Here is a 20,314-nt window from a genome sequence, read left to right as displayed (position 1 = left end):
GACGAAAAAAGTGTATGCCTAAGGGGTGCCTTAGATTTTGTGACATCTGAGCAGGAGCATCTGCACTTTTTTTGCAAATATAGGGGATGAGGAAGGTTACAATGAACAACATACAGGGAAAAACAGACGTTATTTTAATCGGTGCCGGTGTGATGAGCGCAACTTTAGGGGTATTACTAAAAGAGTTGGCGCCTGACTGGGAAATTAAAGTGTTTGAGAAACTCTCCAATGCAGGAGAAGAAAGCTCAAACGAATGGAATAATGCGGGTACAGGGCATGCTGCACTGTGCGAACTTAACTATACATCTGAAAAGCCTGATGGATCAGTAGACATTAGCAAAGCAATTAAAATCAATGAGCAGTTTCAGCTCTCAAAACAGTTTTGGTCTTATCTTGTAAGCAGTCAGCTAATTCGCAATCCGCAAGATTTTATTATGCCAATCCCTCATATGAGTTTAGTGCAGGGAGAAAAAAATGTAGCTTTTTTAAAACAGCGTTTTGAAGCGCTTTCAAACAATCCGTTGTTTCAAGGGATGGAATTTTCTGATGAACCTGAAAAGTTGAAAGAATGGATTCCACTTATTATGGAAGGCCGCACAGTCAATGAACCGATAGCGGCAACGAAAATTGACTCTGGAACAGATGTGAACTTTGGTGCTTTAACACGCATGCTGTTTGAGCATTTGCAAAGTCAAAAGGTCGAAATGAACTATGAACATAGTGTTGAAGATATTAAACGAACGAGCGATGGTTGTTGGAAAGTGAAAGTGCGTAATCTTAACAGTGGGACAGTTGAGTATCATACAGCCAAATTCGTCTTTATCGGGGGTGGAGGTGGAAGTTTACATTTACTGCAAAAAACAGGTATTCCTGAATCGAAACATATTGGAGGATTTCCGGTAAGTGGATTGTTTATGGTATGCCACAATCCAGAAGTAGTAGCGAAGCATCATGCGAAAGTATACGGAAAAGCGAAGGTTGGTGCGCCTCCGATGTCGGTCCCGCATCTTGATACAAGATATATTGATAATAAAAAATCATTGCTGTTTGGGCCGTTTGCCGGCTTTTCGCCAAAGTTTTTAAAAACAGGATCAAATCTTGATTTAATTACTTCAGTGAAACCGGACAATGTTATCACGATGTTGGCAGCAGGCGTCAAAGAAATGGCCTTAACGAAATATTTGATTCAACAAGTCATGCTATCAAATGAAAAGCGTATGGAAGAGTTACGTGAGTTTATTCCAAATGCTAAAAGTGAAGATTGGGGAATTGTCGTAGCCGGTCAGCGTGTACAAGTTATTAAAGATACGGAGACTGGGGGGAAAGGGACGCTTCAATTCGGTACAGAGGTCGTCAGTGCCGCAGATGGTTCCATTGCCGCATTGCTTGGTGCTTCTCCTGGTGCTTCTACGGCTGTTCACGTGATGTTAGAAGTATTAGAAAAGTGTTTTCCGCAACAGATGAAAGGGTGGGAAGCAAAAATAAAAGAAATGATCCCATCTTACGGGTTATCTCTCAATGAGAGCCCAGAACTTTTCCGAGAAATTCATGTCTCGACCTCTGAAGTGCTTCGGCTGAGCGAAAAAGAAAAGGTCTGCAGTTAACAACTGAAAAGAAGCCATTTCGATTCATTTTTTCGAAATGGCTTCTTTTTTTATATTGAGACGAAAGTGTGAATAGATTGAAAAATCTTATTCCTCCCTTTGACATCCATTCCAAAATAATGTATATTGAGAAAAGAGCGAATGTTATTCGCTAAAAACCTTTTTAATATTCGTGTTTTAGGAGTGGTCATTGTGGAAAATGTGTTTGATTATGAAGATATTCAATTGATTCCAGCAAAATGTATTGTAAATAGCCGTACAGAGTGTGATACAACTGTAACATTAGGCGGCCATACTTTTAAATTGCCTGTTGTACCTGCAAATATGCAGACGATTATAGATGAAAAAATTGCTCTTCATTTAGCGAGCAATGGCTACTTTTATATTATGCATCGTTTTCAGCCAGAGACGAGAATCGATTTTATTAAAGATATGCACGCTCGCGGTCTTATTGCTTCCATTAGTGTTGGGGTAAAAGATGAAGAGTACGATTTTATTAAACAATTAGCATCCGAGCAACTAATCCCTGAATTCATTACGATTGATATTGCACATGGACATTCCAATGCGGTCATCAACATGATTCAATTCATTAAACAGCATTTGCCAAACAGCTTTGTCATCGCAGGAAATGTCGGAACGCCAGAAGCAGTAAGAGAGCTTGAAAATGCCGGCGCTGATGCAACAAAGGTTGGAATTGGACCAGGGAAAGTGTGCATTACGAAAATCAAAACTGGATTCGGAACGGGTGGCTGGCAATTAGCAGCGCTTCGCTGGTGTGCAAAAGCAGCAAGCAAGCCAGTTATTGCAGACGGAGGAATCCGGACACATGGAGATATCGCTAAATCTGTACGATTTGGTGCTACAATGGTGATGATTGGTTCTTTATTTGCTGGTCACGAAGAATCACCAGGTGAAACGGTTGAAAAAGATGGAAAGCTTTATAAAGAATATTTCGGATCAGCTTCTGAATTCCAAAAAGGCGAAAAGAAAAATGTAGAAGGCAAGAAGATGTATGTCGAGTACAAAGGTCCTTTACAAGAAACGTTAGACGAAATGGAACAAGACCTTCAGTCCTCTATTTCCTACGCAGGTGGAAATAAACTATCCGCCATCCGCAACGTTGACTACGTTGTCGTGAAAAACTCTATTTTCAATGGTGATAAAGTATATTAATAGCTTAAGATTCAAGGCTAGTCTCTCGCTAAGTTAACATGTTGACTTAGTGTGGGACTGGCTTTTTTGTATTGGAAGGTGCCAATTGATTTTTATCCTTGTGCTTATTTACATAACTATATTCTAGTAAACGGTAGTGAACCATTAATGGATGGAGTGTATCCGATTTGTATGAGTTATGTGTTACAGTGAATAATGGAACGCATTTCAAAGTATGTATTATGCTCGCTATAAAGCGATAGACTAGTGTGTCGTAGAAAATCCATAAAAGTCCTCGTTCGCTTCTATCCTAGAAAGGAACGAGGACTTTTATTTTGAATTAGATTTTAACAGATGCCTCTTTTGACGCCCATGTTTTTTTCCATGACAATTGAGCAATCGTTAAGACTAAAAGGGCAGCAATGCCAATTCCTGCATACACCATAAAACCTGTAGCGTATGTTCCGGTCGTTTCTCTTAGCGTTCCAAGAATGTTCGGGACAAAAAATCCACCAACACCGCCGGCTGCCCCGACGATTCCAGTAATCATGCCAATCTCTTGTTGGAATCGTTGTGGGACTAATTGGAAGACTGCTCCATTGCCCATACCGAGGCAAAGCATGCCAATGAAAAGTAAGGCTGTCACAATTGGTAAAGCTGGAAGCTGACTGACGCCGAACATGCTTAAGGCTACTCCGATGAATAAGAAACTGAGAAGGCGAACCCCGCCGATTCTATCAGCGATGTATCCGCCGACAGGACGGAAAAAGCTTCCAGCTGCTACACATAATGTAACGAAATCGCCGGCTCTTACTTTTGATAAAGCATATTGGTCCACAAAGAAGATGCTTAAAAAGCTTGCTAATCCGACAAACCCGCCAAACGTCACACTATAAAGCAAACAGAAATACAAGGCATCTTTTTGTTTAAATACATGAAGATACTCAGTAAAAGGTTTTGGTGGAGGCTGTGAGGGCGCATCTTTTGCGATAAAAATATAAAGAGCAAAAACAATTAAGAGCGGAATGAGTGCCAGCCCAAGCACATTATGCCAGCCAAATTGTTCTGCAAGCCGCGGTCCGAATAAGGTTGCAAATAATGTGCCGCTGTTTCCTGCCCCTGCAATGCCCATCGCTAATCCTTGCAAATGAGGCGGATACCAGCGACTCGCCATCGGAATAGCTGCTGCAAAGCTTGCGCCCGCTACTCCTAGAAGAATGCCAATGAAGTATAGCTCTGTTAATGTGTGGGCAAATAACCATCCCCATGTAAGTGGAACCATCGTGACAATCATCCCGCCAATGGCTGTTTTTCGCGGTCCGATTCGATCTGTTAAAACACCGAGGATCAGACGGAAAAATGAACCGCTGAGAATGGGGACCGCTACAATAAATCCTTTTTCTGCAGGCGAAAGACCAAAATCCTTCGTAATATAAACTCCAAGAGCTCCAAGTATAACCCAAATCATAAAGCTAACATCGAAATATAAAAATGCAGCTAATAATGATGGTGAATGCCCGCTTTTCTTTAATTCTGATAACTTCATAATCTATTTCTCCTTCCTAGAAAATATTTTTTAGTGAAAAACTATCCCTCCACGCTTTTATTTTTATATTTTTAAGAATAGTCTGTTGAATTAAAAGTGTCATAAATAATGTCAGGAAACATGACGTGATTAATTTTATCGATGATGCTTTATGAAATAATAAACGGTATACAAAGTATTGGCGGGCATCGTTCGCAATCGGCTGGGGGGATTGGAATGAAAAAGCAAAAACTAGTACTAGTAGGAAATGGGATGGCAGGTGTTCATTGTATCGAGGAAATCGTGCGGGGGAGTCTAAATCAATTTGAGATAACCATCTTTGGAAGTGAACCGCACATGAACTATAATCGAATTTTATTATCGTCTGTCTTACAGGGGAGCACAGCAATTGAAGATATTATCATCCGTGATCGAAGTTGGTATGAAAAACATCATATTGAATTGTTTACAGGAGAAACCGTTGTCCACATTAATACCGAAAAGCAGACGATTAAAACAGATCGAGCAAGAGAAGTAACTTATGACAAACTGATTATAGCCACAGGTTCTGTCCCGTTTTTTCTTCCGATTCCAGGAATTGAGAAAGAAGGCGTAATGACATTCCGTACGATAGATGATTGTCAAAAGATAATCGATGCATCTACACAATATAAAAAGGCGACGGTTATTGGTGGTGGGGTATTAGGATTAGAGGCAGCAAGAGGACTCATGAATCTTGGGATGGCAGTGGATGTTGTTCATCTTTCCCTTTTGTTAATGGAACGTCAGCTTGATCGAACGGCGTCAGAATTGCTACAAAAAGAGCTGGAGCGTCAAGGGATGCGTTTTCTTCTAGGAAAAGAGACGAAAGAGATTATCGGAAATAGTCGGGTAGCAGGAATTCGGTTTACAGATGGCACAGAAATAGATACAGATTTCGTTGTGATGGCAACAGGAATTAGATCGAATATTCAGCTGGCAAAGGATTGCGGCATTGAGACAAACCGTGCGATTGTCGTTAATGATTATTTGCAAACGAGTGTACCGAATATTTATGCGGTCGGGGAATGTGCTGAACATAGAGGTACTGTATATGGACTCGTCAAACCTCTTTATGAACAAGGAAAAGTGTTAGCTAATCATATTTGCGGCATAAGCAGTAACGGATATGAAGGGACGGTTTTGTCGACACAGCTGAAAATATCTGGAGTTGATGTGTTTTCAGTTGGCCAACTTACAGAGAGTGAAACGACCAAGACGCTGAAAATATATGATGAAGTCGATGGTGTTTATAAAAAAGCGGTCTTTCAAGAACAGAAGCTCGTGGGTGCTGTAATGTTTGGTGATACGAAAGAGAGTATGAAATTACTTGATATGATTATCAAGCAAAAGGACGTGTCAACCGCTGAGAGAGCAAATCTCTTTCAACCATCAGGGGCAGGTGGTAGTTCTATTGTTGCCATGGCCCATCATGATATTGTCTGCAATTGTAACGGGGTTTCAAAAGGAAGCATTATAGAAGCCGTGCAGCAGAAAGAATTGACGACTGTTGAGGAAGTGAAGGGATGTACAAAAGCATCCAGTTCATGTGGGGGCTGTCAGCCGTTAGTTGCAGAACTGTTAGCATATATTCAAAGCGATGAATTTGATGAAATTATTGAACAAAAGCCAATGTGTACTTGTACGGATATGACGGAAGAAGAGGTTGTTCAGGAGATGCAGGTACGTAGCCTCTCCTCAGTAGAAGAAGTACTAGATGTGCTTGAATGGAGACATTCGGAAGGTTGCTCGAAATGTCGTCCGGCATTGGAATATTATTTAGGGATGATTGATCCTGAATATGAAAGTCATCAGGAAACCTTTTTTATTAATCAACGAATAAATGCTATCGCTCAAAGTGATGGGACGTATACAGTCATTCCCCAAATGTATGGTGGGCTGACAACAGTTGAGCAATTGCGGCAAGTGACCAATGCTGCTGAGCAATACAGATTGACTAATATCGCCATTACAAGTGAACAGCGTATTCATTTAATGGGCGTGAAAAAAGAAGATCTTCTAGGGCTATGTTCAGATTTAAACATGCCATTAAGTTCAGCATACGGAAATATGGTGCAAAATATTAAAACGTGTATCGGTGAGCATGTTTGTCAATGTGACAAACAGCCATCGCTTGCGCTCGCTGTAAGCTTGGAGAAACGGTTGGAGCATTTAAGAACACCTTATCGAATTAAGATGGGCGTATCCTCTTGCTTGCATAACGGGGCAGGATCAACGACGAAAGATGTGGGGGTTACTCGTATAGATCGAGGGTGGGAAATTTATGTCGGGGGCAGCAGCGGACGCAATGTACGTTCAGGAGAGTTATTATGTGTAGCAGATACGGATGAAGACGCAATGGACATGATTACTGGTTTTATTCAATATTACCGCGAAACAGCCAATTATATGGAGCGGACGTGGCAATGGGTAGAACGAGTCGGTTTAATTCATGTAAGAGAGGTGCTGTTTGATCCAGCACTTCGCCAGCAATTGCTTGAGCGGCTTGATGAAGATCGTATGTGGCGGAAGAATGGGATGGAAAAAAGCAGTGTGATCACAACTAAAAGAGGGAAAGGATGAAGCGCCTTGACTGAATTGTTATTGAAATATTTCCGTACGAAGCAGCAAGAAGTACAATCGGAAAAAGTGTATGATACACAATGCCCTTATTGCAGTATGCAATGCAAAATGCAGTTAATTGAGCAGTCTGTTGTTTCGAGGAAGAAATATATGACAATCGGGAAAGATAACCCAACGTCAGAAGGGCGCTTATGTATAAAAGGAATGAATGCGCATCAACATGCTTTGCACGATGATCGCATTACATATCCGCTGTTAAAGGTAAACGGAGAGTTTGTCCGCATTTCTTGGGAAGAAGCGCTCCGTCATATCCAAAAGAACTTTACAGCTATTCAATCGGAAGATGGAGTGAACGCATTAGCTGTTTACGGGAGTGCGTCCATTACAAATGAAGAAGCGTACTTGCTTGGGAAATTTGCACGTGTGGCGTTAAAAACGAAATATATTGATTACAATGGCCGCTTATGCATGTCCGCCGCTGCGTCCGCCGCTGTGCAAACGTTCGGAATGGATCGTGGACTGACGAACAGTTTATCAGAAATCCCGTTAACACGCTGTATTATTTTAGCCGGAACAAATATTGCCGAATGCCAGCCAACCATTATGCCTTATTTTGAAAAAGCGAAAGAAAATGGTGCCTATATAATCGCCATCGATCCTCGTGAAACGGCCACCACGAAAATCGCTGATTTACATTTGAAAATTAAACCAGGAACGGATGCGGCATTAGCGAATGGGCTATTAAAAGTTATGATGGAAGAGCAGTATGTGGATGAAACCTTTGTACGTGAACGGGCAAAAGGTTTTGAAGAAGTAAAAGAACATGTTGTTTCTTTAGACTTGCAAGAAATTGCTGAAATGACAGGTGTACCGATTGCTGATATTCGAAAAGCGGCGATCATGTTTGGAAAAGAAGAAACAGGGATGATTTTTACGGCAAGAGGCGTGGAACAACAAACTGATGGTTCGATTTCCGTTCGTAATTTTCTTAATATATTGGTTGCTACTGGGAAAATTGGCAAACCAAACTGCGGATATGGGGCAATTACAGGGCAAGGAAACGGCCAGGGGGCAAGAGAGCACGGTCAAAAAGCCGATCAGCTTCCAGGATACCGTCTCATTGAAAATGAAGAACATCGGGCCCATATTGCCCAGGTGTGGGGGATTGATAAAGATGAGTTGCCTGAAAAAGGCGTATCGGCATATGAGATGATGGAGAAAATTCATGAAGGCGATATTACAGGTATGTTGTTAATGTGTTCCAATCCTGTTGTGTCCAACCCGAATGCCAATTTTGTAAAAGAGGCATTAAAAAAATTGAAGTTTTTCGTGGCGGTCGATTTATTTATTTCAGAGACTGCTAAATTGGCAGATTTAATTTTACCTGCTTCTTCTTATTTAGAGGATGAAGGGACGATGACGAACTTAGAAGGTCGAATTACATTAAGAGAAGCGAGCTGGCCTTGTCCGGGGGAAGCGAAACATGACTGGCAAATTATTTGTGAAATTGCCAAAATTCTTGGAAAAGGGGAGTATTTTTCATTTTCATCAGCTGAAGAAATTTTTAATGAATTAAGAGTCGCTAGCCGTTTAGGAATAGCTGATTACTACGGTGTAACATATGAACGGCTTAGAAAGGAAAATGGCATTTTATGGCCGTGTCCAGATCTTGAGCATAAAGGGACAAAACGATTGTTTGAGGCAACCTTTGCTCATCCTGATGGAAAGGCTGTAATGGTTGCTGTGCCAAATGAGCCGTCTGTCCGAAAAGAACAGCTAAGTGAAGAGTTTCCACTATATTTAACGACAGGGAGGGTAATGTCTCACTATTTAACGGGTGTACAAACGAGAAAAAGTCCGTCATTGGCGGCAAGAAATATTGAATCGTTTATGGAGATTCATCCGTCAACCGCGATAAAATATGGGATTCCTGACAAGGCGTTAGTAAAGATTGAATCAAGAAGAGGCCACATTGTTGTGAGGAGTAAATGGTCAGAGACGATTCGCCAAGATACCGTTTTTGTCCCGTTTCATTGGGATGATTCCCAAAATGTGAATCGGCTTGTTGCTAAAGATTTGGATCCTACATGCAGAATGCCAGGATTTAAAGTAAGTGCGGTTAATATTAGTCCTGTTGCAGATATAGCTGCTCATTAAGTCGCTGTACAATATTTGACATCGGTGAAACGTTCGACATAAATATTTCGTCTAGGCTCCTTTTGAAGAAGGGGCCTAGACATGTAAATAAGCCAGCATGGAAACGTACGCGGGCTTATTTATCGCGATTAAAAACTGAATATTCAATAAAATATTATTGTTAGATAACCTGACATGTTGGGTGGATTTTTCTTACAGCCGTGATATAGTTTAAGAAACTTTCCAAGGGAGGAACGTCAGGTGAAGAAAAAGCTCGTGCTTGTAGGAAATGGTATGGCTGGTGTTCGAGCCGTTGAAGAAATATTGAACGTATCAAAAGAATCGTTTGAAATGACCATTTTTGGCAGTGAACCATATCCGAATTATAATCGAATTTTACTATCCAAAGTCTTACAAGGCGATACAGAAGTGAAAGATATTACGCTAAATGACTGGGATTGGTATGGAGAACATCACATTCAACTGCACACTGGCGAAACAGTAGTGAAGGTGGATTCGGATAAAAAGGTCGTTGTAACCGATTCAGGGAGAGTAGAACCGTATGATGAACTCATTTTGGCAACCGGGTCTCTTCCATTCATTCCTCCCATTCCGGGGGCAGATAAAAAAGGAGTAACTGCTTTTCGGGATATTAAAGATACAGATGAGATGCTTGCAGCATCTAAAACATACAAAAAAGCGGCTGTTATCGGCGGAGGGTTATTAGGGCTAGAGGCGGCGCGTGGGCTTTTAAACTTAGGAATGGATGTTTCTGTTATCCACATTGGCCCATATTTAATGGAACGTCAATTGGATCTTGTTGCCGGTAAGATGTTGCAAATGGAATTAGAAAATCAAGGGATGAAATTTTTACTGGAAAAAGCAACGAATGAAATTGTCGGAGATGATCGTGTAAAAGCATTAACGTTTAAAGATGGAACCGAAATCGAAGCAGATTTAGTGGTGATGGCTGCCGGTATTAGGCCGAATGTACAATTAGCGAAGGAGAGTGGCCTTTCCGTTAATCGTGGAATTATTGTCAATGATTATATGCAAACGAACATTCCTCATATTTATGCTGTTGGTGAATGTGCGGAACATAATGGGATTGCTTACGGATTAGTTGCACCATTGTATGAGCAAGGAAAAGTATTAGCCAAAACCATCTGCGGAGTCGAAACAGCCCCTTATCAAGGCTCTGTTTTATCCACCCAGTTGAAAGTATCCGGAGTGGAAGTGTTCTCGGCGGGCGATTTTACAGAGGGGGATGACAAAAAAGCGATTAAAGTATTTGATGAGCAAGAGGGCATCTATAAAAAAGTGGTCCTGCGTGGCAATCAAATTGTTGGTGCGGTTTTATTTGGTGATACAAGTGATGGAAATCGCTTATTCTCAATGATTCAAAAACAAGCAGATGTTTCAGAAACAGCGAAAGTATCAATCTTACAGCCAATTGGCGAAGAGGCGGGAGCGAGCGCAGTTGCCAGCATGACTGCAGATGAAATCATTTGTGGCTGTAATGGAGTATCAAAAGGGGCCATTGTCCAAGCTATTCAGCAACAAGGCTGTTCATCAGTTGATGAAATTAAGGCATGTACAAGCGCTTCCCGTTCTTGCGGTGGGTGTAAACCGTTAGTCGCGGACGTGCTGCAGCATACACTTGGTGCTGGATTTGATTCGAGTACCCAAAAAGAAGCCATTTGTGGCTGTACAACTTTATCGAGGGATGAAGTCGTAGAAGAAATTCGTACGAAAGGGCTGACACATACAAAAGAAGTGATGAATGTTCTAGAGTGGGCAACTGAGGAAGGCTGTTCGAAATGTCGCCCAGCCTTGAATTACTACTTAGGGATGGTTCATCCGACAGAATATATGGATGAAAGAGAATCGCGCTTTGTGAATGAACGAATGCATGCGAACATTCAAAAAGATGGAACATATTCGGTTGTTCCTCGTATGTACGGCGGGGTAACGAATGCACAAGATTTGCGCCGTATTGCAGATGTTGTCGATAAGTATGAAATTCCATTAGTGAAAGTAACGGGCGGACAACGTATCGACTTGTTTGGGGTGAAAAAAGAAGATTTGCCAAACGTATGGGCAGATTTAGATATGCCTTCTGGCTATGCATATGGCAAATCACTGCGCACCGTTAAAACATGTGTCGGTGAACAATTCTGCCGTTTCGGTACACAAGACTCAATGGGGCTAGGCATTGCGCTTGAAAAGAAATTTGAAGGCTTGCAAACTCCTCATAAAGTAAAAATGGCCGTATCGGCTTGTCCGCGAAGCTGTGCGGAGTCTGGATTTAAGGATATTGGTTTTATTGGTATTGACGGCGGGTGGGAAATTTACGTCGGCGGAAACGGCGGAACCCATGTGCGAGGCGGGGATTTATTATACAAAGTGAAAACAACAGAAGAAGTAATGGAAATTACAGGTGCGTACTTGCAGTATTATCGTGAAACGGCTAACTATTTAGAACGTACATCCGCTTGGGTAGAGCGTGTTGGGCTAGCTCATATTCAGTCAGTGCTGGATGATAAGGAAAAACGCAATAGCTTGAATATTCGTATGGATGAAGCATTATCCATTTACAAAGATCCTTGGAAGGAAATTATCGAGGACGAAAAAACGAAGGAACAGTTGTTTACCAATGTCGTCATGTCTTGAACTACTCCCACTTAATTTTCTAACAAAAATTTGAAGTGGGGGATTCCTGCGAACAGCAGTGTATCCACTAGTTATTGAAGCAGGCTCTGCTCTGCACAAAATGGAAGTGGAAATCTTCTCACCTAAAATGATAAAGGTGAGCTGAAAGGAGGAAATCATCGTATGTTAAACAAAAGCATGACAAAATTTTGGGTGGGTGCTGTTCGAGACCTTCCGGAGCGTTTAGGCAAAACGGTTCGTGTCGGCGATAAGGAAGTGGCAGTATTCAGATTGTCAAATGGAAGCATTCGGGCGATTGAAAATCGCTGTCCTCATAAAGGTGGTGTCTTAACGGAAGGCATTGTGAGCGGAGAATTTGTATTTTGTCCTATGCATGATTGGAAAATATGCTTACATGACGGACGGGTGCAGGAACCGGATACTGGCTGTGTGAAAACATATAAAACAGCCGTAGAAGAAGAGAATTTATATGTGTTAATCGAGGAACTGTAAGCAACAAAAGTGATGTAAGCAATTCGTCTTCATCTGCTGACATCACTTTTACATAATAGTTCGTGCCAGTTCAGAAATGTCCGCGGTAATGTAGTATAAAATTTTTAAAAAGGAATTTGCTTCCCGTTGATACGGAATAAAAGGAAGTAATCAATCATTGTTCTAATAGAATGATAGAGTGTTAACAAGGAGCTGAGCGGAAGATGAGCAGAGAAAAGGGGAAAGTGTATATTGTTGGAGCGGGTCCTGGCGATCCGGACTTGATTACAGTGAAAGCAACAAAATGTTTGGCGCAAGCTGATGTCATTTTATATGATCGGCTCGTCAATCCGGTGTTGCTGCAATATGGGAAAAGTGAAGTGGATTTCATTTATTGCGGTAAAGCACCAGGAAATCATTGCGTCCCACAGGATGGTATTCATCAGCTAATGGTTAATAAAGCATTAGAGGGCAAAACAGTCGTTCGCTTAAAAGGCGGCGATCCGTTTGTTTTTGGTCGCGGCGGTGAAGAAGCTGAGGTGCTCAACCGACATGGAATTGGGTTCGAGATTGTTCCAGGCATTACCTCTGGTCTTGCAGCTCCAGCTTATGCAGGAATCCCTATCACTCATCGTGAATTGGGCCAATCATTTGCGGTCGTCACAGGTCACTGTGCAAGTGGAAGACCGGAAAAAATTCGCTGGGATCAATTAGCTCACAGTGTTGATACAATCGCTGTTTACATGGGAATGAAAAATCTTCCTTATATATGTGATGAACTTTTATCATACGGCAAACATCCACAAACACCTATTGCAGTAATCGAGCAAGGAACAACCGGCTATCAACGAACTGTCACAGGTACATTAACTACAATCGTCGAAACCGTAAAACGAGAACAAATCGCGAATCCGGCTATGATTGTCATTGGAGAAGTTGTCAAACTATCAAAAAGACTATCATGGTTTCCTGAGAAAACAGCTAAGCCGACGCTGTTAGTTGATTGAGGATGAAGTAATTTGAACATAGAGTGATAAGGAAAGCCTAACTTTCATTAAATGTTAGGTTTTTTTCTGTTGCCTCATACACGTTATAGGGAAGAATTACAACAAACGTGCCCCCTTATTTGATTGTTTAGTAGTAAATAAGAGGGAGGTTGATAGAGGTCATCCTTCTTTGTGATTTGATGTAAGCTGTTTGAAAAAGAGAAGAAAATAAGTCTGACATTTCAGTAAATACTTTCAATTCTATCTTGACTCCCAACCAATTCTGGGTAACGATAGTAATACATTAAATTTTTTCTTGGAGGCTATTATGAAATATATTAGTACACGTGGCAATGTAAATGGAATTGGTTTTATTGATACAGTTTTAATGGGGCTCGCAACGGATGGAGGACTTTTAGTTCCGGAAAAAATTCCGCAAATTTCGGCAGAAAAGCTACAGGCAATGTCTCAGTTGAGTTATACAGAATTAGCATACGAAATCATTTCTTATTATGTGGATGGGGAAATTTCAGAAAAGGAATTGAAGGAATTAGTTGAGAAAAGCTACGGCACTTTCCGTCATCCTGAAGTAACACCTGTTCAAAAGGTAAAAGATAACATGTATGTACTCGAACTATTCCATGGTCCAACTTTTGCTTTTAAAGATGTGGCGCTGCAATTTTTAGGAAACTTATATTCCTATATCGCCAAGAAGACAGGCGTTACGATCAATATTCTTGGGGCGACTTCAGGGGATACAGGTGCATCCGCAATTGAAGGGGTAAGAGGAAAAGACGGGATTCGTATTTGTATTTTGCATCCGCATGGAAAAGTAAGTAAAGTACAAGAGCTGCAAATGACGACGGTTGATGACGAAAGTGTTCTAAATTTAGCAATCAAAGGAACGTTTGATGATGGTCAAAGAATCATCAAGGAATTGTTCGCAGATTTGGAGTTCAAAAACAAGTACCATCTTCGTGCTATTAATTCCATCAACTTTGCCCGTATTTTAGCGCAAACGGTTTATTATTTCTATGCGTATTTCCAAGTGGCAAAAGAAAAAGACATAAAAAACCTTAACTTCAGTGTGCCAACAGGAAATTTTGGGGACATCTTTGCTGGCTATTTAGCGAAGCGAATGGGTCTTCCAGTTGGGAAACTCATTGTGGCAACGAATGAAAACAATATTTTAGAACGTTTTATTAAAGATGGCGTGTACGAGCCTAGCGAGTTCCGCAGTACATACAGCCCTTCCATGGATATTCAAGTAGCCAGCAACTTTGAGCGTTATTTGTACTACTTGCTTGATGAAAATGCAGATGCAGTAACAGCTTTAATGGATCAATTCAAGTCAGAAGGACAAATCGTAGTAAATGAGGAACAGCTTCGCCAAGTAAAAGCGGATTTTGCGGCACATGGAGTAGAAGGAGAAGAGTGCCTGCAAACGATCAGCAAGTACTATGCGGAAACCAACTATTTACTTGATCCACATACTTCTTGCGGAGTGGCTGCGTACGAAGTGTGTAACGACTCAAATGAAGTATGTGTCACACTCGCAACAGCGCACCCAGCCAAATTCAATGAATCCATTGAACGCTGTAACATTGACCAAACATTCCCGGAACAAATTCGTCAACTGTTTGACAAACCACAACATTTAGAAGTGGTTGAAGCAGCCAACGACGAAATTGTTCGTCAATTAGAGAAGCACTTTAGTTCGAATCAATAATTTTCAGTGGGGGTGTTCTTATAAGCATGAATCAACCTCATCATGAGAAAGTAACGTACGCTGAATATGCAACATGGTCTGATGAACCGAGATATGGAATTATTGATGGCATTCCCTGAATTCGCAATAGCCATGACCACCATTTTTTCCTAATCCTCAATGCCTGTCCCTTTGTTCTTCTCTAAAAGGGACAGGCATTTTAATGTGATAGGGGGGAGCACAGTGTTTTTAAAACAGAAAACATTAGAAGAACTTTAGGAACTAGAGCAGCAGCTTAATACGGAAGCATGTTATAACACGGTAAACTTGTTGATGGGAGTGTTTCAGCAAAAGAGAAAATTACAGCAAACTCTCCGTTGGATAGGAAATGGTACAAGAGGAAGGAACAATGTGACAGTCATTAATGTTTAAGTCAGAAAATGATAGGGTAAAACGTGCATCTATTAAAAACTCGTGAGCATGTTAGTTGAATAAGCTAGTCATAAACGAAATAATAGAAAGAAATATCTAACTTTTTTGGTAAGTTATAAAGAATATTTACAAGGTGACGCAAGAAGTGACCTAAACAAGAGAGGAGATACATAGATGAAAGCTGTTCAAGTAACAGGATATGGTGATGTAGACAAATTAGCGATTGTGGAACAAACGATACCAGAATTAAAAGAACATGAAGTACTCGTGAAAGTAAAGGCTTGTGCCATTAATAATACCGAAATTTGGATGCGTGAAGGAGCGTACGGTACGGATTCGAAGTCAGGCTGGCGGCCAGAAGGAGTACAGTTCCCTCGAACACCCGGATCTGATATAGCGGGAACCGTCGTCAAAGCAGGGGAACTTGTAGACCCATCCATGATGGGAAAAGACGTGGTCCTTTTTCCATTTACCTCCAGCGGAGAGGGAGGCTTCGAACATATTTCAGACGATATGTCCTTCATTGGCTCAGAATATGATGGCGGCTATGCAGAATACGTCGTATGGCCGGCGGAACTTTGTTTTGATATGCCTCTTTCCAGCTACATAGAAAGTGCTGTTTTTACAGTGAGCGGTTTGACAGCGTGGCATATGGTCGAACAAATTCAACCGCAGCCTGGGGAGACGATTATGGTGACGGGGGCAAATGGCGGTGTTGGCTCACTCAACGTACAAATCGCCTCTAAAGTATTTGGCGCAAACGTTATTGCAATTGTTGGAGATTTAAGCTTGGAAGAAAAAATGAAAGAACTCGGCGCAACACATGTTTTATCTTACAAATCAAACAAGCTTGCTGAAGAAATTATCGAAGTCAATGGCGGTCCGGTTGACTCTGTATTAGATGTTGTAGGAGATGCTTTATTCTCAACTTCTCTTCAAGTATTGAAAAAAGGCGGGAAATTCTGCATATCCGGCTCTTCCGGCGGACAAAAAACCGAACTTGATTTTCGAACATTGTACTTAAAACATATTACATTTTACGGCTCTGTATTAGGGACAAAAGAAGAATATCAACGCATGCTTCACGCTATTGCTGAAGGGAAAATCAAACCAGTCATCGACCGGACATTTCCTTTAGAACAGGCGAAAGAAGCTCAAACGTACTTTAAAAAGGCCGGGAAATTAGGGAAGGTTGTTTTGATTCCTGGGGAATAAGTAGATTACTATTTTAACTGTCTTTCGATAGATCAGGAACGGACAGCGATCTTTTAGAAAAGACCATGTTAATTTTGATAAAAAAGTGTTGTTAGGGAAGTTTCTACCTTTAAGGAACTTCCCTTTTATCTTTTAATGACCAAATAACCCTCGGTTTTCTCCACATCTTCGTATAATCCTTGTTTTCAGCTAACTTTCGTACTTTTACATGATTCGGAACTGCCCCTATTTTTTCCAATCGCTGATAAAGCAAACTCAAAAGAGGCATCCTAAGTGTATATTTTACGTAGGAGGTTCTTCATTTGAGTATAAAAGAGAATGTATTATCTATTTTCGCTCTAGGCGGCTTGAATGAAATTGGGAAAAACATGTATGTGATACAATATTTAGACGATATTGTGGTAATCGATTGTGGCAACAAGTTTCCAGATGAAAGCTTATTAGGCATTGATTTAATTATTCCTGACATCACGTACTTAATCGAAAATAAAGATAAGGTTAAGGCGTTAATTGTCACACACGGACATGAAGACCATATTGGCGGGATTCCGTTTTTCTTGAAAAAATTAAACGTACCTGTTTATGCGACTAGATTCACAATGGGTTTAATTGAACTCAAATTAAAAGAGCATAAGCTACTAAGAGAAAGTGAGCTAGCAGAAATTAATTCAAATTCACTATTGGAATTCGGGAATATTCATGCGAGCTTTTTCAAAGTAACCCATAGTATTCCGGATTGCTTAGGAATCGTTTTTCACACACCAGAGGGGAAAATTGTCCATACAGGGGACTTCAAATTTGATTTAACCCCGGAGAATGATCAGCATTCAGACATTCATAAAATGGCTGAGATTGGACGAGAAGGGATCTTGCTTCTATTGTCGGAGAGTACGAATGCAGAACGTCCTGGCTTGACCCCATCTGAACAAATGGTAGGTGAACATATCGAAGCAGCGTTTATGAAAGCAGAACGAAAAGTTATTGTTTCTACCTTTGCTTCGAATATTAGTCGCGTTCAACAGGTCGTGAATGCAGCAAGTAAAACAAATCGCAAACTGGCATTGCTTGGTAGAAGTATGGTGAATGTCATCGATGTAGCGATTGAACGAGGGTATTTAACAGTTCCTGATGGAATGATTATTCACCAACAGGAAATTAACGAATGGCCTCCTGAAAAGGTAGCGATTTTATGTACGGGAAGTCAAGGTGAGCCAATGGCCGCACTTGCTCGCTTGTCTACGGGATATTTTCGTGGTGTGGACATACTCCCGGATGATCTTGTCATTTTTGCAGCAGGCCCAATCCCCGGAAATGAACGAAATGTAACGAGGGTTGTAGACAACCTTTTTGCACGTGGAGCGAAAGTCATATACGGAACGGGAAGCTCATCGAAAATGCATGTTTCCGGTCATGGGTATCAAGAAGATTTAAAACTCATGCTTACATTAATGAAACCAACCTATTTTATTCCAATCCATGGTGAACTGAGAATGCTTCACCATCACCGTTTGTTAGCAGAATCCGTTGGCGTAGAGCAAGGTAACACGTTTATTCTCAATAATGGAGATGTTGTCGATATTGAAAAATCCACAGCCCATCAGACTCGAACAATCCCAATTGGCAATACGTACGTAGACGGAGGAAGTGTTGGCAATGTTGGTGAATTTGTCTTAAGAGATCGTAAACAATTTTCAGAAGATGGAATGATTATCATCGTTATACCGATGAGCAAAATGGAAGGCAAGCTCCTTGTCGAACCTGAAACGATGTCGCGCGGATTTATGGATGGCTCTTTCTCACAACTTCGAAAATCCGTTAATCAACTAACGAAGCAAACGATTCATGAACTACTAGAAGCAGACCGAACGAGTTGGACTGTAATAAAAAAACAACTAAAAAGATCCATTCAACAACATGTATTTACAAAGACGAAGAAAAAGCCGATGATTGTCCCGATATTGATTGAAATTTGAGCAATATCGGGACGGTTCTTATGCTGTCATACGAAGTCAAGAGGCAGATTCTTTTTCGTTTAGGAATGGAAACTGTCTCCTTGGCCATAACCTCTTTCGGCTAAAGGAATAATGTTGAATAAATGAAAGATGAATTTAATGAAATAAAGCAATGCACTAAATTTAAATGCGAATATGGAAATGTTGGTGAAATCGTTAACTCTTGCAGAAATTACGGCGCTGGCGGGTTGCAACGACCATCATGGAAGAGCAACTAACAATGTAATGAAACTTATCATTGTTTATCATGAATGTTTTTGAAAAAGAATGATAAGGTATAGTAGAAGTCTATGATTAGCACCTTCCGGAATTAAATGATTAATACAGCGGGAGACTTCCTCTTTTCGCCCCTTTTACGTATCATTCAGGATAGAAACCTTACTTTGATTTCTTTTGTATCAAGAGCGGTTGTTAGAAGAAATATATATAATGTGTATATAGGCTCAAAAGTCAGTAGTATCCTAAACGTTAACATGTGGTATATAAAATACTATTTTACTCTCATTAAAAATAATTTATCATAAGTGTAAATGGAGTATTCAGCCTACAGGTTATGACAGAGAAAATGGGACATGTAAAATGTTTTAAATATTCAGAGTGAATTTCCTGAAAATTCATATCCAATAGGTTAATAGTATGAGTGAATAATATATTATTTGTGAATTAAGGATATTCCTACAGGCATCTAGCTGAGGAGGAGCAAATTGAATAGTTTTATCGTTATGCAGGGTGACACCTACGAAGAAGAAAAAGGTTTAGGAATTATCTGGTCTCCACAACAAGATAAAGGAGGCAATGTACCACATTCATGGAAGCGCATGACAGAAGTGAAAGAAGGAGATCAAGTATTTCACTATGTAAAAGGGAATATTGTTGCTGTTAGCATAGCAAGTGAAGGTTGTAAAGAAACTAGTAAACCATCTATTATGCAAAGTGATGATCTAGGGCAAGATGCAGGGTATTTAGTGAAATTAAAATATTACGAATTAGATATACCAGTAAATGTACGTGATTGGTTCGATGAGATATTGCCGCTTTTACCTATTAAGTATTCACCGTTCCAACGCGATACAAATGGAAATTCAGGTTATTTGTATCCATGTAATGAAGAACTAGTGATTAAGCTGCTTGAACTAATTAGCGAATTGAATATTTATCAAGTGAATGAAGAGCAATTAGAATTATCCATTGATGAGGTAAGAAGGATTGAAAATAATGCACTCATTCCTGTCATTACTGAAACAGAATCCGAAACGAAAACGAAAATTCGATTGGGGCAACAGAAGTTCAGAAGGGACTTGATGCCCTTATGGGAAGGTAAGTGTGCATTGTGTGGGATAAATCTACCAGAACTACTAAGAGCAAGTCGTTCGAAACCTTGGAAAGATAGCACAAATGAAGAACGTTTAGATCCATACAACGGCATGTTGCTTTGCGCTAATCATAATGTGCTTTATGACAAAGGCTTAATGGCATTTGATGGGCAAGGACGTTTGCACATTTCTTCCATAATTAGTGAGGAAGATAATTTGATGTATGGATTAAAACCAATGACTAAGATACAGATTCATTCCGAAAATAAAGTGTATTTTAAATGGCATAAGAAGAATATTTTTAGAATGAAATAGTATAGAGTAAATTTTGTACCGAAAACAGTTGAAAGGCTGCGGTCCTTGATGGGGTCAGTTCTCTGCTGAGTTTAAGTGTTAACTTAGTGGGGAACGGGCTTTTTTTCTAAAAGAGTTTTTAGAAGAATTAGTAAAAATGGGGGAGCA

The 20,314-nt window shown here is 40.5% G+C and carries 13 protein-coding genes; 11 read left to right on the top strand and 2 right to left on the bottom strand.

Annotated features, from left to right (window positions below; all coding sequences use genetic code 11):
- Nucleotides 1–101 precede the first annotated feature (101 nt).
- Nucleotides 102–1,604 (top strand): malate:quinone oxidoreductase, encoded by a 1,503-nt coding sequence (locus tag ACXAEO_RS12785; RefSeq protein WP_474881527.1) that lies wholly within the window; start codon nt 102–104, stop codon nt 1,602–1,604.
- Nucleotides 1,605–1,796: 192 nt separating this feature from the next.
- Nucleotides 1,797–2,780, top strand: a complete 984-nt coding sequence (gene guaC, locus ACXAEO_RS12780; protein WP_474881523.1) for a GMP reductase — start codon at nt 1,797–1,799, stop codon at nt 2,778–2,780.
- Between the two features lie 319 nt (nt 2,781–3,099).
- Here the strand turns inward: guaC and ACXAEO_RS12775 are convergent, their stop codons facing one another.
- Complete coding sequence (locus ACXAEO_RS12775; protein ID WP_474881520.1) at nt 3,100–4,305, bottom strand: MFS transporter; 1,206 nt, start codon at nt 4,303–4,305, stop codon at nt 3,100–3,102.
- Between the two features lie 216 nt (nt 4,306–4,521).
- On the opposite strand from ACXAEO_RS12775, the gene nirB (ACXAEO_RS12770) reads away from it, so the two are divergent.
- From nirB (ACXAEO_RS12770) to ACXAEO_RS12740, 7 genes are all read left to right on the top strand, one after another.
- Nucleotides 4,522–6,906: a nitrite reductase large subunit NirB gene (gene nirB, locus ACXAEO_RS12770; protein WP_474881517.1), complete on the top strand. Its 2,385-nt coding sequence runs from the start codon at nt 4,522–4,524 to the stop codon at nt 6,904–6,906.
- A 6-nt stretch (nt 6,907–6,912) separates the two neighbouring features.
- Nucleotides 6,913–9,063, top strand: a complete 2,151-nt coding sequence (nasC, locus tag ACXAEO_RS12765) for an assimilatory nitrate reductase catalytic subunit NasC (RefSeq protein ID WP_474881514.1) — start codon at nt 6,913–6,915, stop codon at nt 9,061–9,063.
- A 240-nt stretch (nt 9,064–9,303) separates the two neighbouring features.
- Complete coding sequence (nirB, locus tag ACXAEO_RS12760; protein ID WP_474881510.1) at nt 9,304–11,715, top strand: nitrite reductase large subunit NirB; 2,412 nt, start codon at nt 9,304–9,306, stop codon at nt 11,713–11,715.
- 162 nt (nt 11,716–11,877) lie between these two features.
- Entirely contained in the window at nt 11,878–12,207 is a 330-nt protein-coding gene (gene nirD / locus ACXAEO_RS12755) for a nitrite reductase small subunit NirD (protein ID WP_474881508.1), read from the top strand.
- Between the two features lie 203 nt (nt 12,208–12,410).
- Nucleotides 12,411–13,193 carry a uroporphyrinogen-III C-methyltransferase gene (gene cobA, locus ACXAEO_RS12750; RefSeq protein WP_474881506.1) on the top strand — a complete coding sequence of 261 codons (783 nt, stop codon included), beginning with the start codon at nt 12,411–12,413 and terminating at the stop codon, nt 13,191–13,193.
- A 307-nt stretch (nt 13,194–13,500) separates the two neighbouring features.
- Nucleotides 13,501–14,901: a threonine synthase gene (gene thrC / locus ACXAEO_RS12745; RefSeq protein ID WP_474881504.1), complete on the top strand. Its 1,401-nt coding sequence runs from the start codon at nt 13,501–13,503 to the stop codon at nt 14,899–14,901.
- A gap of 585 nt (nt 14,902–15,486) precedes the next feature.
- A complete protein-coding gene (locus tag ACXAEO_RS12740) occupies nt 15,487–16,527 on the top strand; it encodes a zinc-binding dehydrogenase (protein ID WP_474881502.1) in 1,041 nt (346 codons plus the stop codon).
- A gap of 109 nt (nt 16,528–16,636) precedes the next feature.
- On the opposite strand, the gene ACXAEO_RS12735 is transcribed toward ACXAEO_RS12740, so the two are convergent.
- A complete protein-coding gene (locus ACXAEO_RS12735) occupies nt 16,637–16,786 on the bottom strand; it encodes a hypothetical protein (RefSeq protein ID WP_474881500.1) in 150 nt (49 codons plus the stop codon).
- A gap of 43 nt (nt 16,787–16,829) precedes the next feature.
- On the opposite strand from ACXAEO_RS12735, the gene ACXAEO_RS12730 reads away from it, so the two are divergent.
- Complete coding sequence (locus ACXAEO_RS12730) at nt 16,830–18,500, top strand: ribonuclease J (RefSeq protein WP_474881497.1); 1,671 nt, start codon at nt 16,830–16,832, stop codon at nt 18,498–18,500.
- A 743-nt stretch (nt 18,501–19,243) separates the two neighbouring features.
- A complete protein-coding gene (locus ACXAEO_RS12725; protein WP_474881494.1) occupies nt 19,244–20,167 on the top strand; it encodes an HNH endonuclease in 924 nt (307 codons plus the stop codon).
- The last annotated feature ends 147 nt before the right edge of the window (nt 20,168–20,314 follow it).

The organism is Bacillus sp. ABA4_010, from assembly GCF_056159105.1.
This window is presented reverse-complemented; position numbering and strand designations above follow the sequence as displayed.

Bases quoted from the DNA above. Each gene is read 5' to 3' on its own strand.
- ACXAEO_RS12785 (WP_474881527.1), top strand. From the start codon at position 102: ATGAACAACATACAGGGAAAAACAGACGTTATTTTAATCGGTGCCGGT.
- ACXAEO_RS12775 (WP_474881520.1), bottom strand. From the start codon at position 4,305: ATGAAGTTATCAGAATTAAAGAAAAGCGGGCATTCACCATCATTATTA.
- nirB (WP_474881517.1), top strand. From the start codon at position 4,522: ATGAAAAAGCAAAAACTAGTACTAGTAGGAAATGGGATGGCAGGTGTT.
- nirD (WP_474881508.1), top strand. From the start codon at position 11,878: ATGTTAAACAAAAGCATGACAAAATTTTGGGTGGGTGCTGTTCGAGAC.
- cobA (WP_474881506.1), top strand. From the start codon at position 12,411: ATGAGCAGAGAAAAGGGGAAAGTGTATATTGTTGGAGCGGGTCCTGGC.
- thrC (WP_474881504.1), top strand. From the start codon at position 13,501: ATGAAATATATTAGTACACGTGGCAATGTAAATGGAATTGGTTTTATT.
- ACXAEO_RS12740 (WP_474881502.1), top strand. From the start codon at position 15,487: ATGAAAGCTGTTCAAGTAACAGGATATGGTGATGTAGACAAATTAGCG.